The organism is Bradyrhizobium sp. UNPF46, assembly GCF_006658625.1.
Taxonomy (GTDB): Bacteria; Pseudomonadota; Alphaproteobacteria; order Rhizobiales; family Xanthobacteraceae; genus Bradyrhizobium; species Bradyrhizobium nitroreducens.
The window spans coordinates 1-13,045 of record NZ_LFJB01000131.1 but is presented as its reverse complement, the minus strand read 5'-3'; the positions used below and the strand labels follow the sequence as shown (position 1 = coordinate 13,045).

Genomic DNA, 13,045 nt, shown 5'->3' with positions numbered 1-13,045 from the left:
CCAAAATTTAGTCGGCTGGCATTGGTATCCGAGATAGAATTTGACGAACCGGCGGCATGGCGACCCTCATGCCGGACCGGACCAACCAACGGGAATTCGACCATGTCGGACCTAGACCGTAACTACGCTTCTCCTTTCGGCAGGGCCGCCGGGCGTGTTGACGCCGCGACGGTCGATGCCGGCCTGCGCGCCTACATGCTGCGCATCTACAATTACATGAGCATTGGCCTCGCCATCACCGGCCTGGCCGCGCTCGGCGTCTACATGGCTGCCGTGACTGACGTCCCGACCGCGGACGCCGTCCGCGTCGGCAATATGTTCCTGACGCCGTTCGGCTACGCGATGTTCGTCAGCCCCCTGAAGTGGCTGTTCATGCTCGCGCCGCTCGCCATGGTGTTCGTGATCTCGGCGGGCATCAACCGTCTGGCGCCCTCGACCGCCCAGATCCTGTTCTGGGTGTTCTCGGCGCTGATGGGCATCTCGCTCTCGTCGATCTTCCTGGTGTTCACGCACACCTCGATCGTGCGGGTGTTCTTCATCACCGCGGCGACCTTCGGCGCGCTGAGCCTCTACGGCTACACCACCAAGCGTGACCTGACCGGGATGGGCTCGTTCCTGTTCATGGGCCTGATCGGCATCATCATCGCGAGCCTGGTGAACCTGTTCCTGGCCTCTTCGATGCTGCAGTTCATCGTGTCGGTCGTCGGCGTGCTGGTGTTCGCGGGCCTCACCGCCTGGGATACCCAGCGGCTGAAGAACGACTACATCTACGGCTACGCTTCGGCCGGCGGTGACATCGCAGAGCGTGCGGCCATCACCGGCGCCCTGTCGCTGTACCTGAACTTCATCAACCTGTTCACGCTGCTGCTGCAGCTCCTCGGCCAGCGCGACTAAGCTCTGAGACGAGAGGACGGACACGAACCCCGGCCGAAAGGCCGGGGTTTTTGTTTGGGCAGGTGCACGCCCGTATCCCGGATGGAGCACCGCTCTCTCCCCGTCATTGCGAGGAGCCCTTACGACGAAGCAATCCAGAGTCCCTCCGCGGATGCATTTCTGGATTGCTTCGCTGCGCTCGCAATGACGGGTGGGGCAGCACCGGAGCCCCTTCCAGCACCTGCGGGAAGGCTCTAATCTTCTCCCATGTCCGCACCAGAAATCAGGCCCACGCTTGAGGCCGACCTCCCCGCCATCACCGCCATCTATCAGCAGGCCGTCCGCGAGGGCACTGCGACGTTCGAGCTGGAGCCGCCTGACCTTGCCGAGATGACGCGCCGCTATCGCGCGCTGATCGACGGCGGCTATCCCTATTTCGTCGCCATCCTCGACGGACGCGTGGCCGGCTATGCCTATGCCGGCGCCTACCGGCCCCGGCCGGCCTATCGCTTCACGGTCGAGAACTCGATCTATCTCGATCCCTCGTTCCACCGCCGCGGCGTCGGCTCAAGGCTGCTGGAGCGGCTGGTCGCCGAATGCGAGGCGCGCGGCTTCCGCCAGATGATCGCGGTGATCGGCGATTCCGCCAATGCCGGCTCGATCGGCGTGCACACCAAGGGCGGCTTCAAGATGATCGGCACGCATCCCAATGTCGGGCTGAAATTCGGCCGCTGGCTCGACACGGTGATGATGCAGCGCGACCTCGGCGAGGGCGGGAGCACGGTGCCGGGGAAGTAGGGCTCACTCGTCATTCCGGGGCGCGCAGCACGTGTCCGAAATCCATTGAACGGCACGGACGATGGACCAACGAATTCCGGGCTCGCGACTTCGTCGCGCCCCGGAATGACGACCGTACGCGAGGCTACACCACCGCCAATTTCCGATCGATCGCCAGCAGCACGCGCTCGAGCTCGTGGCCGCGGCGCAGGATCAGGCCCGTCGCCGAGATCACGCTGTACATGCCCTGCTTGCGCGCCAGCCGCGGGTCCTTCTCGATGCGGTAGATCGGCACTTCCGAGGCGCGGCGGTAGACCGAGAACACCGCGCGGTCCTTCAGAAAGTCGATGGCATAGTCGCGCCACTCGCCATCGGCGACCATACGGCCGTAGAGATTGAGAATACGGTGCAGCTCGAGCCGGTTGAACGTCACCCTGCCCTGTTGCGCATTCGCAGCGGCGGGGCGCGCCGCCGCGCGCTGCTCGCTCGGATCGGCATCCTCCGACATCAGACTCATAGGAAGCGCCTCCTCATCGCACAACATGACCCTCGTCCGCGAAAACCGTCCCCGGAACCGCGGATCATGACGGATACATGATCGCCCCAACCGTTCCTCGCCGCAAGACCCTCGATGGAACTCGATGCACGCAACCGGTGGAATCGGTTGCGAATCAGGACACACGCCAGGGTGGAACTCTGTCGCGACGAACCGTCACGGGATCGTGCTCAAGAATCTTAGTCTCGCCGCTTTTCCGCCTAGCGACTGCCGCCCTGCATTGCGAAAAGATTCATGTGCGTTGACCCGGTCCTTTCGGTTCCGGATTCCTCAGCCCCCAGCCCCCCGGGGTCGAACAGGATCGGGTCTGTACGCGCGACAAGGAGGGCCAACGCAAGTTGGTCCTTTTTTGTTTTTGTCGGGATGTTTCTGCCTCGACGAGTTTCTCCGAACATCCGCGCGAAGATTTTCTGTCCTCATCCTGAGGGCCGCGCTCTTGCGCGGCGCCTGGAAGCATCGAGGCCGAGCGAGCGGGGCCTGCATGGTTCGAGACGCGCGCAAGGGCGCGCTCCTCACCATGAGGGGAGAGAGTGAGTACGACGCTAGAGAATTGAAATCAGTGCAGCGACGTGTAGGCAGCGCCCAGCATCGGGCCGGGCTTCTCGCGGCTGCCGTCCTGGACATAGACCACGGCGCCGTCGACGCCGTCGCGCGTCAGGTTCTCGATCGGCACCGTCCAGCTTTCCTGACGTCCGGTCCAGTCACCGACCTTGAGCAGGTTGCGCACCACGTTGTGATAGGTGACCTGCTGTCCGCGATTCTCGCCGCGGGTGATCGCGATCGGGACCGACTTGGCGATCGAGCAGATCCAGACCTCGCCATGCGAGACGGCCGGCTCCTTGCTCGCGGCCACCGACACGTTGATCTGCTTGCCGGCGAGCGACATCGTCACCGGCACGCTCATCACGCCCACACCCTTGTCGGTCTTGCCGATCGCGCTCTCGATGCCGGCGCGATCGCTGCCGATGACATGGGTGGAACCGTTGACCACGACCTGCGGCGTGTAGACCTCGCGGTCGCCGCGCATGCGCGAATAGGCGCGCTGCCGTGCGGAGAAGCGCGAATCCGCCAGCGTGTCCTTCCAGCCGAGATAGTCCCAATAATCGATCGGCATGCTCAGCGCGATGACCGAGGGATCCTTGGAGAGGTCGCCGATGATCTGGTCGGCGGGCGGGCAGGACGAGCAGCCCTGCGAGGTGAACAATTCGACAACGGCGCGGGGATCGGCGGAGGCGGGAACGACGACGGCGAAGATGGCACAGATGCCGAGAGCTCCCGACCAGAGCGCACCGGACCAACGCGAAACCAGATGAGAGGCCGTCATTGCTGTCATGTCGAACGTCACACACCGTCACTCGTGGGGGAAGATCTTATCGTCTGATGGTCACCGTAGTCTTACGGGGCACGACACATTCATCCGTCCAGAGAACCGTCAAAGGACCGTTTTCCGCCGGGCGGGCCCATCCGAAACGTGCCGTAAACGCGCGAAGGCGGCCTTGTGATAGGCCGCCTTCGTTTAACCTTCTACTCACGTCGCGGTGAGCCATCGTTCACAAATTCGCGCGCTAAAGTGCGGCGGGCGCACTTTAGCGGTTGTTGTTGGAGCATGATCTTCCCGGAAAACCGCTCCGCACTTTGCGCTAACGCGGCCCTTCGGGTCCGGATCATGCTCAGGCCGCGAGCTTGCGCAGCACGTAGTGCAGGATACCGCCGTTGCGGTAGTAGTCGAGCTCGTCCAGCGTATCGATGCGGCAGAGCAGCGAAACGCGCTGCAACGAACCGTCGCCGGAGACGATCTCCGCGGTCAGCTTCTGGCGCGGCTTGAGGTCGCCGACGAGGCCGCGGAGCGTGACCTTCTCGTCGCCCTTCAGGCCGAGCGACGACCACGAGGTGCCGTCCTCGAACGTCAGCGGCAGCACGCCCATACCGACCAGGTTGGAGCGATGGATGCGCTCGAAGCTCTGGCAAATCACGGCGCGAACGCCGAGCAGACGCGTGCCCTTGGCAGCCCAGTCGCGCGAGGAGCCGTTGCCGTATTCGGCGCCGGCGAACACCACCAGCGGCACCTGCTCCTGCTGGTACTTCATCGCGGCGTCGTAGATCGACATCTGCTCGCCGTCGGGCCAGTGCTTGGTCAGGCCGCCCTCGGGGATGTTGCCGTCGGCACCCTTCAGCATGAAGTTCTTGATGCGGATGTTGGCGAAGGTGCCGCGCATCATCACTTCGTGGTTGCCGCGGCGCGTGCCGTACTGGTTGAAGTCGGCCGGACGCACCTGGTGCTCGCTGAGATACTTGCCCGCGGGCGAGGTGAGCTTGATCGAACCGGCCGGCGAGATGTGGTCGGTGGTGATCTTGTCGCCGAACATGGCGAGGATGCGCGCCTCGACGATGTCGGTGACCGGCTCCGGCTCCTTCTTCATGCCTTCGAAATAGGGCGGGTTCTGCACGTAGGTCGACGACATGTTCCAGCGATAGGTCTCGCTCTCGACCGTCTTGATCTTGCGCCAATTGGTGTCGCCCTTGAACACGTCGGCATACTTCTTCTTGAAAATCGCCGAGGTCACGAACTTCTTCATGAAGGCGTTGATTTCCTTCGTCGTCGGCCAGATGTCCTTCAGGTACACCGGCTTGCCGTCCTTGCCTTCGCCGATCGGCTCGACGGCGAGGTTCTTGGTCACGCTGCCGGCGAGCGCGTGGGCGACGACCAGCGGCGGCGAGGCGAGATAGTTCGCCTGCACGTCCGGCGAGACGCGGCCTTCGAAGTTGCGGTTACCCGAGAGCACGGCGGCGGCGACGATGCCGTTCTCGTTGATCGACTTCGAGATCTCCTCCGGCAGCGGACCGGAATTGCCGATGCAGGTGGTGCAGCCGAAGCCGACCAGGTTGAAGCCGACCTTGTCGAGATCCTTCTGCAGGCCGGAATCGGCGAGATAGCCGGCGACGACCTGGCTGCCCGGGGCAAGCGAGGTCTTCACCCACGGCTTGGCTTTCAGGCCCTTCGCGGCGGCATTGCGGGCCAGCAGGCCGGCGCCGATCAGCACGCTCGGATTCGAGGTGTTGGTGCAGGAGGTGATGGCGGCGATCACGACGTCGCCATGGCCGATCTCGAAGTCCTTGCCTTCGACGGCGAAGCGCTTGTTGGGCTCATCGGCCTTCTTGTACTCGGTGCTGAGCGCGAGCGAGAAGCCTTCGGCGACCGACGGCAGCGCGATGCGGCCTTCGGGACGCTTCGGACCGGCCATCGACGGCACGACGTCGGCGAGGTCGAGCGTCAGCGTTTCCGTGAACACCGGGTCAGGCGACTTGGCGGTGCGGAACAGGCCCTGCGCCTTGGCGTAAGCCTGCACCAGCGCGACGCGGGGCGCCGCGCGGCCGGAGGTCTTGAGATAGTCGATCGCGGCAGCGTCGACCGGGAAGAAGCCGCAGGTCGCGCCATATTCCGGCGCCATGTTGGCGATGGTCGCCTTGTCGGCGACCGAGAGATGGTCGAGGCCGGGGCCGAAGAATTCGACGAACTTGCCGACCACGCCGAGCTTGCGCAGCATCTGCGTCACGGTCAGCACGAGGTCGGTCGCGGTGACGCCTTCCTTCATCGCACCCTTCAGCTTGAAGCCGACGACGTTGGGCAGCAGCATCGACAGCGGCTGGCCGAGCATGCAGGCTTCCGCCTCGATGCCGCCGACGCCCCAGCCGAGCACGGCCAGACCGTTGACCATGGTGGTGTGGGAATCGGTGCCGACGAGCGAATCGGGATAGGCGACCTCGAAAGTGCCGGTCTTCTTGCCGACCGTCATCTTCTCCTTCTTGGTCCACACCGTCTGGGAGAGATATTCGAGATTGACCTGGTGGCAGATGCCGGTGCCGGGCGGCACGACGGAGAAATTCGAGAACGCCTTCTGGCCCCACTTCAGGAACTCGTAGCGCTCCTGGTTCTGCTTGTACTCTTCAGCGACGTTCTTGCCGAAGGCCTTGTTGTCGCCGAAGAAGTTCACGATCACGGAATGGTCGATGACGAGGTCGACCGGCACCAGCGGATTGATCTTCTCGGCATCGCCGCCGAGCTTCTGCATCGCGTTGCGCATCGCGGCAAGGTCGACCACCGCCGGAACGCCGGTGAAGTCCTGCATCAGCACGCGCGCCGGGCGGAAGGCGATCTCATGCTCCAGCGACTTCTTGCGCAGCCATTTCGAGACGGCGACGATGTCCTCTTTCTTGACCGAACGCCCGTCCTCGTTGCGCAGCAGGTTCTCGAGCAGGACCTTCATCGAATAGGGAAGTTTGGAAATCCCCTTCAGACCATTCTTCTCGGCCGTGGGCAGGCTGTAATAGACATAGGTCTTGGCGCCGACCTTGAGGGTCTTTTTGCATTTGAAGCTGTCGAGCGAGGTCATGTAGGAAATCCCAATTGTTAGTTATACCCGGCGGGGTATCTTAACACCGTCAGCGTATCAGGCTGGGCTGCTTGCAGGGGCAGGTTGAGTTGCTGCATCAAGTAGTTCCGGGCTTATAGAAGCTTTCTAACCGCGCCGCCACAGCCACAATCGTGCCGCAGCAACCGCGAGCCAAAAATTCCCATGCGCTACCCCAAGTTTTCCTGAGGCCTGGTTTTGAGTGACTTGAAACGAGGCGAGATGCAGCTGTCCGGGCACGGACTCACCTGCGTGCGCGGCGGCCGCCAGGTGTTTGCCGGGCTCGATTTCGCGGCCGTCTCCGGCGAGGCCGTGGCGGTCGTCGGCCGCAATGGATCGGGCAAAACCTCGCTGCTGCGGCTGATCGCGGGCCTGCTCGTGCCGGCGGGAGGCAAGATTGCGCTCGCAGGCGGCGATGCCGAGCTGACGCTGCCCGAGCAGTGCCACTATCTCGGCCATCGCGATGCCCTGAAGCCGGCGCTGAGCGTGGCCGAAAACCTGACATTCTGGGCCGAATTCCTGGGCGGCGAGCGTCTGGACTTCGCCGAGAGCCTCGCCACGGTGGGGCTCGAGCACGCCACCCACCTGCCCGCGGGCTTCCTGTCGGCCGGCCAGCGCCGCAGGCTGTCACTGGCGCGCCTGCTGACCGTCCGCCGCCCGGTCTGGCTGCTGGACGAGCCGACCAATGCGCTTGATGTGGCCGGCCAGGACATGTTCGGCGGCCTGATGCGCGAGCACCTTTCGCGCGGCGGCATGATCATCGCGGCGACCCACGCGCCGCTCGGGATTGATTCGCGGGAGCTGCGGATCGGGGGTGTGGCATGAAGTTCGCGGACCCTCAGCTTTCCAAGCGGCTGGGCTGCGGCCCATCCGTTCCCTCCCCCCTTGCGGGGGAGGGTCAGGGAGGGGGGTGCCACACGACGCGCTCTCGCGGTTCAAGCGCTTGGGAAGCCTGCCCCAAACGAATATCTCGCCCCGGGCCACCCCTCTCCCCCACCCTCCCCCACAAGGGGGGAGGGAGCGCAGTTTGCCAGAGGCGAGAGCAGGGCTCACAAGACGACCTCACTGGCCAGAGAGCCGCCCCATGACCGCCCTCTCCGCCCTGATCCGCCGGGACATCAGGATCGCGCTCCGCGTCGGCGGCGGGGCGCTGGTCGGGGTGCTGTTCTTCCTGACCGTGGTGGTCCTGATGCCGTTCGCGGTCGGGCCGGATCTGGCCCTGCTGTCGCGGCTGGGGCCGGCCATTCTCTGGCTCGGCGCGCTGCTGGCGAGCCTGCTCACCCTCGACCGGCTGTTCATGGCCGACCACGAGGACGGCTCGCTCGACCTGATCACCATGAGCCGGACCCCGCTGGAACTGGCCTGCGCCGCCAAGGCGCTGGCGCATTGGCTCGCGGCCGGCCTGCCGCTGATTGTCGCAACCCCCGTGCTCGGCCTCCTGCTCAACCTCGACATGGTCGCGACCGGCGCGGTGGCGCTGACGCTGCTGGCGGGCACCCCGGCGCTGACGTTTACCGGCATGATCGGCGCGGCGCTGGCGGTGACGCTGCACCGCGGCGGACTTTTGATGGCGGTGCTGGTGCTGCCGCTGTCGATTCCCGTGCTGATCTTCGGGGTTGCGGCCTCGCAGGCCGTGATCGTGGGCCCGATGACGTTCGGCGCGCCATTCTCGATCCTGTGCGCGCTGTCCCTGGTCAGCCTCGTGATCGGGCCGTTCGCAGCCGCAGCGAGCCTGCGGCATGGACTCGACTGAGACGGCCTCGATTGATGTTGACCCCGATCAACTTTCGTCCCCCGCTTTCGTGCTGATTGCCTGAGCGGCCATCGATGATTATCAGGGTACCATGACACTGATCGACCTCGCCAACCCCACGCGGTTCCTCGCGCTGACAGCGCGGGTCCTGCCGTGGCTTGCGGCCGCGACCGTCCTCCTGCTTGCGGTCGGTCTCTATCAAACCGCGCTGGCGCCCGACGACTACCAGCAGGGCGCGACCGTGAAGATCATGTTCATCCACGTGCCCAATGCGTGGCTGTCGATGTTCGTCTGGGGCGTGATGAGCATTGCCTCGCTGGGCACGCTGGTGTGGCGTCATCCGCTCGCCGACGTCGCCGCCAAAGCTGCAGCTCCGATCGGCGCCGCCTTCACCTTCCTCGCGCTGCTGACGGGCTCGCTGTGGGGCCGGCCGATGTGGGGCACCTATTGGGAATGGGACGCGCGCCTGACCTCGGTGCTGATCCTCTTCCTGATGTATCTCGGCCTGATGGCGCTGTGGCGCGCGGTCGACGATCCCTCGCGCGCCGCCCGCGCTGCCGCGGTGCTGACGCTGGTCGGTGCGCTGAATTTGCCGATCATCAAGTTCTCGGTCGACTGGTGGAACACGCTGCACCAGCCGGCGTCGGTGATGCGCATGGGCGGATCGGCGCTCGACAAATCGTTCCTGATACCGCTCTTGGTGATGGCGATCGCCTTCACGCTGCTGTTCGTCACGCTGCATCTGGCTGCGATGCGCAACGAGATCCTGCGCCGCCGCGTCCGCTCGCTGCAGATGATGCAGGCGAGCCGCGTGGCGTTCTCGAGCGAGATGGGCGCCGCCTCGCGCGGACAGAACGCGTCGAAAGAAGCTGGGGCCGCATGATCATGTCGCTCGGTCCTTATGCGTCCTTCATCGTGACGTCCTATGCCGCAGCGGCCCTCGTGGTCGCGATCCTGATCGGCTGGATCGCGCTGGACTATCGCAACCAGACGCAGCGCCTGCGCGAGCTCGAGGAGCGCGGCATCACCCGCCGCTCCGGCCGCAGCGCCTTGGACGCGTCATGAGCGATCAATCGACCTCCGCACCGCCGCAGCGCCGCACCTTCCTGATGGTGCTGCCGCTGATCGCCTTCATCGGACTGGCGCTCTTGTTCTGGTTCCGGCTCGGCAGCGGCGACATCTCGCGAATTCCCTCCGCGCTGATCGGCCGTCCCGTGCCGCCGACCACGCTGCCGCCGCTGGAGGGATTGCAGGCCGACAATGCGCCGGTGCCCGGCCTCGACCCCGCCGCGTTCAAGGGCAAGGTCAGCCTGGTCAACGTCTGGGCCTCCTGGTGCGTGCCGTGCCACGACGAGGCGCCGCTTCTGACCGAGCTCGCCAAGGACAAGCGCTTCCAGCTGGTCGGCATCAATTACAAGGACGCTCCCGACAATGCGCGGCGCTTCCTGGGGCGTTACGGCAACCCGTTCGGCCACGTCGGCGTTGATGCCAACGGCCGCGCCTCGATCGAATGGGGCGTCTACGGCGTGCCGGAAACCTTCATCGTCGGCCACGAGGGCACCATCGTCTACAAGCTGGTCGGCCCGATCACGCCGGACAATCTGCAGAAGATCTTGTTGCCGCAGATGGAGAAGGCGCTGAAGGCGGGGAGCTGACCGCGCGCAGCCAAGCTGAGTTCACGGCAAATTGTCGCGGCGATTGGGCGTGTCCGTGGTGCCTGCGAGCAGGCCGGACACGACGTCCCATCCCTTCTCGAACATATGGCCGACCTTGTGGCCGAAGGAATGGCCCGGGCGCAATCGCGGCGATTCCAAAATATGCGTCAAGTGCCGGTGATCGCCCGGAATGCTGCTGATCTCGGCGTCGACGGCGGCCTGGACGGCCGTCATCAGACCATCCAGACGCCGGGCCCAGTCCGATCCCTGGAGCTCGATCTGCGTTCTCAGCGCCTGCTCGATCCGGTAGATCTCGCCAACGATCTCCTTGGCCCGCACCGGGCGGTTGTTCCTGAGCGCAAACTGCATGAGGAGATGCTTCTCCTCGATCTGATCGAGCACCATCGACACCGCGATGGCGAAGGAGCCCGTGGCGATCCGCGCCGCGGCCCGGTCGTCGGCCGGGGTGGTCGCGACGGAGAGCAGTTCCCAGGAGGTTTCCAGGCGCTTTGCGAGAATCGTGAGCGCGAACGGCACGGCATCGACGCGCCTGGCCTTGAGCCCGCTCAGAAGGCCGAGAACCTTGTCCAGGCCGGCGCCCTCGAGCCGGGCAATCTTCGGCGCAAGCGCGCCGCCAAAATCCTCGAGCTCCCGCTGCATGTCGAGGTAACGCAGCATCTTCTTGAGGTCGTCGAACGTCGCATGCGAGCTGGTATAGGCCATCAGCCCGTCTTGAAGGCTGGCGGCGCCCTCGGCAGAACCAAGCAGACCGTTGAGAGAGATCAGCGCCTTCTTCTGGAACGCCCGAGCCATCTGCCGCGCTTCGGACTGCCTGCCGGCGGAAATGACCTCGTTCGCACTGGCGATGTAGTCGGCAGCCATGCTGCGCAGCAATTGCTCGGTGACGAGGCTCCAGATCGGGGCAAGCGATCCACGCGCGATCTGACCGCTGTTGGCACGCTCCGGTGCGCCGTCCATCAGAACCGGCTCGAGCGGCTCGAAGAAATAGCGTGAAGGATTTCCGACGCGATAGTGGTTCTGACCGGTGTTGCGAAACTCGGCGCGCAACGCCGCGATCAATGGCTCGGAATGCGGAATGTCCTCGCCGAGGAGATGGAGCCGCTCCAATTCGGCAAGCAGGCGGCGCCGGACCTGCGGAGCGAGCTGCCGCAGGTACTGAATCAGGTGTTCAGCGGCATGGTCCTGTTTTGCGCTCATCACCGGGCTCTCCGGCGTGCCGTCCTCTCGTCACAACGAGAGGCTACCGCCTCCGACCTTCCGGGCAAGGGAGAGAGCCGAACAATCTTGGTTTGCGGTTACAGAGCGATGAAGAATCCGATCGGCTTGATCGCGCGATCCGATCGCAGCGTCCGACGGACCGGCCCGAGTGCACGTCAGCGTGAATAGCGTGGTCGCGACCAGGGGCTACTCGGAACCGCCGTCACCCCTTGCTCACATCCCCCGCCTCGGCCTCGCTTCTCTCCAGCGAGGCCGGCTCGATGTGGTAGCGCCTGGTCAGGGGCATCTGGGCGATGGCGAAGATCATGGTCAGCGGAATCACGCCGAACACCTTGAAGTTGACCCAGAAGTCCGTGCTCTGCGTCCGCCAGATGATCTCGTTCAGCACCGCCATGCCGGCGAAGAACAGCGCCCAGCGCAGCGTGAGAATGCGCCAGCCCTGCGGCGTCAGGTTGAACACCTGGTCGAACATCACGGCGATGAAGGAGCGGCCGAACAGGAGGCCGCCGCCGAGGATCGCGGCGAACAGGCCGTAGATGACGGTCGGCTTGACCTTGATGAAGGTCTCGTCGTGCAGCACCAGGGTCAGCGTGCCGAACACCAGCACGATCACGCCCGTCACGATCGCCATGATCGGGATGTGGCGCGTCACCACGTAGGAGGCGATCATCGCCGCCACGATCGCGACCATGAAGGCGCCGGTCGCGGCGAACAGATTGAACTTCGCGTTGACGAAGAAGAACACGAGCAGCGGACCGAGCTCGGTCGCCAGCTTGAACAGCGGATGCGGCTGGGTCTTGTCCATCTCTAGCTTTCGATTCCGGCGATGGCGCGGGCGAAGTCGCGCGCGGTGAAGGGCGCGAGATCGTCGACGCCTTCGCCGACGCCGATGAAGTGCACCGGCAATTTGAATTTCTCCGCGAGCGCCACCAGGATGCCGCCGCGCGCGGTGCCGTCGAGCTTGGTCATCACGAGGCCGGTGACCCCCGCTGTGCGATGGAACGCCTCGACCTGCGACAGCGCATTCTGGCCGACGGTCGCATCCAGCACCAGCAACACGGCATGCGGCGCAGTGTCGTCCACCTTGCGGATGACGCGCACGACCTTTTCGAGCTCGTTCATCAGCTCGGCCTTGTTCTGCAACCTGCCGGCGGTGTCGATCAGCAGCACGTCGATGGCCTGCTCCTTCGCCGCCGTCAGCGCGTTGAAGGCGAGGCTCGCCGAATCCGAGCCCTGCGCGCCCGCGATCACCGGCGTCTTCGTCCGCTCACCCCAGACCTTCAGTTGCTCAATCGCCGCGGCGCGAAACGTGTCGCCGGCGGCGAGCATCACCTTGCGGCCTTCGGAGGCGAATTTCTGCGAGAGTTTTCCGATGGTGGTGGTCTTGCCGGAGCCGTTGACGCCGACCACCAGGATCACGAACGGCTTCTTGCCCGCGTCGATCTCGAGCGGCTTGGCCACCGGCGCCAGCACCTTCTCGACTTCGGTGGCGACGACGTCCTTGACCTCGTCCGCGGAGATCGCCTTGTCATAGCGCCCGGTGCCGACGGCCTCGGCGATCCGCACCGCGACTGAGGTGCCGAGGTCGGCGCGCAAGAGCACGTCCTCGATGTCGTCGAGCATGGCGCGGTCGAGCTTGCGCTTGGTGACGAGGTCGGCGACCGCGGTCCCGAGCGAGGACGAGGTACGCTTCAGCCCGTTGGACAGGCGGCGCCACCAGCTCAGCTTGGGGGGATCTGACGTGGTATCGTTCATGGCGGGGGTGTGTTAGCCGTTCCCGCCC

At 65.0% G+C, this 13,045-nt stretch carries 13 protein-coding genes; 7 read left to right on the top strand and 6 right to left on the bottom strand.

Annotated elements, in window-relative coordinates:
• Positions 1–102: 102 nt before the first annotated feature.
• Together UNPF46_RS36865 and UNPF46_RS36860 are read left to right on the top strand one after the other, a co-directional pair.
• On the top strand, positions 103–894 hold the full coding sequence (locus UNPF46_RS36865; protein WP_100179334.1) for a Bax inhibitor-1/YccA family protein: 792 nt from the start codon (positions 103–105) through the stop codon (positions 892–894).
• Positions 895–1,140: 246 nt separating this feature from the next.
• A complete protein-coding gene (locus UNPF46_RS36860; RefSeq protein WP_100179333.1) occupies positions 1,141–1,671 on the top strand; it encodes a GNAT family N-acetyltransferase in 531 nt (176 codons plus the stop codon).
• A 124-nt stretch (positions 1,672–1,795) separates the two neighbouring features.
• Here UNPF46_RS36860 and UNPF46_RS36855 read toward each other — a convergent pair whose 3' ends face one another.
• From UNPF46_RS36855 to acnA, 3 genes are all read right to left on the bottom strand, one after another.
• Positions 1,796–2,167: a DUF2794 domain-containing protein gene (locus UNPF46_RS36855; protein WP_142253297.1), complete on the bottom strand. Its 372-nt coding sequence runs from the start codon at positions 2,165–2,167 to the stop codon at positions 1,796–1,798.
• Between the two features lie 595 nt (positions 2,168–2,762).
• Complete coding sequence (locus UNPF46_RS36850) at positions 2,763–3,539, bottom strand: DUF1223 domain-containing protein (protein ID WP_100181402.1); 777 nt, start codon at positions 3,537–3,539, stop codon at positions 2,763–2,765.
• 337 nt (positions 3,540–3,876) lie between these two features.
• Positions 3,877–6,597, bottom strand: coding sequence for an aconitate hydratase AcnA (gene acnA / locus UNPF46_RS36845; RefSeq protein WP_100179331.1), 2,721 nt, complete (start codon positions 6,595–6,597; stop codon positions 3,877–3,879).
• A 240-nt stretch (positions 6,598–6,837) separates the two neighbouring features.
• Between acnA and ccmA the strand changes: the two genes are divergently transcribed.
• The 5 genes from ccmA (at position 6,838) to UNPF46_RS36815 (ending at position 10,023) form a co-directional block, all read left to right on the top strand.
• A complete protein-coding gene (gene ccmA / locus UNPF46_RS36840; protein ID WP_142253296.1) occupies positions 6,838–7,440 on the top strand; it encodes a heme ABC exporter ATP-binding protein CcmA in 603 nt (200 codons plus the stop codon).
• Between the two features lie 259 nt (positions 7,441–7,699).
• Positions 7,700–8,368: a heme exporter protein CcmB gene (gene ccmB, locus UNPF46_RS36830; RefSeq protein WP_100179328.1), complete on the top strand. Its 669-nt coding sequence runs from the start codon at positions 7,700–7,702 to the stop codon at positions 8,366–8,368.
• Between the two features lie 91 nt (positions 8,369–8,459).
• Positions 8,460–9,251 (top strand): heme ABC transporter permease, encoded by a 792-nt coding sequence (locus UNPF46_RS36825; protein WP_142253295.1) that lies wholly within the window; start codon positions 8,460–8,462, stop codon positions 9,249–9,251.
• Positions 9,248–9,433: a heme exporter protein CcmD gene (gene ccmD / locus UNPF46_RS36820; protein ID WP_100179326.1), complete on the top strand. Its 186-nt coding sequence runs from the start codon at positions 9,248–9,250 to the stop codon at positions 9,431–9,433. Before UNPF46_RS36825 ends, ccmD begins: the two co-directional genes overlap by 4 nt.
• Positions 9,430–10,023: a DsbE family thiol:disulfide interchange protein gene (locus UNPF46_RS36815; protein WP_100179325.1), complete on the top strand. Its 594-nt coding sequence runs from the start codon at positions 9,430–9,432 to the stop codon at positions 10,021–10,023. The genes ccmD and UNPF46_RS36815 overlap by 4 nt, the downstream gene beginning before the upstream one ends.
• Before the next feature lie 21 nt (positions 10,024–10,044).
• On the opposite strand, the gene UNPF46_RS36810 is transcribed toward UNPF46_RS36815, so the two are convergent.
• From UNPF46_RS36810 to ftsY, 3 genes are all read right to left on the bottom strand, one after another.
• Positions 10,045–11,241, bottom strand: a complete 1,197-nt coding sequence (locus UNPF46_RS36810; protein ID WP_142253294.1) for a hypothetical protein — start codon at positions 11,239–11,241, stop codon at positions 10,045–10,047.
• Between the two features lie 223 nt (positions 11,242–11,464).
• The gene (locus UNPF46_RS36805) at positions 11,465–12,067 is read right to left on the bottom strand and encodes a septation protein A (RefSeq protein ID WP_142253293.1); all 603 of its coding nucleotides are present in this window, start codon (positions 12,065–12,067) and stop codon (positions 11,465–11,467) included.
• 2 nt (positions 12,068–12,069) lie between these two features.
• Positions 12,070–13,017: a signal recognition particle-docking protein FtsY gene (gene ftsY / locus UNPF46_RS36800; RefSeq protein WP_142253292.1), complete on the bottom strand. Its 948-nt coding sequence runs from the start codon at positions 13,015–13,017 to the stop codon at positions 12,070–12,072.
• Positions 13,018–13,045 lie beyond the last annotated feature (28 nt).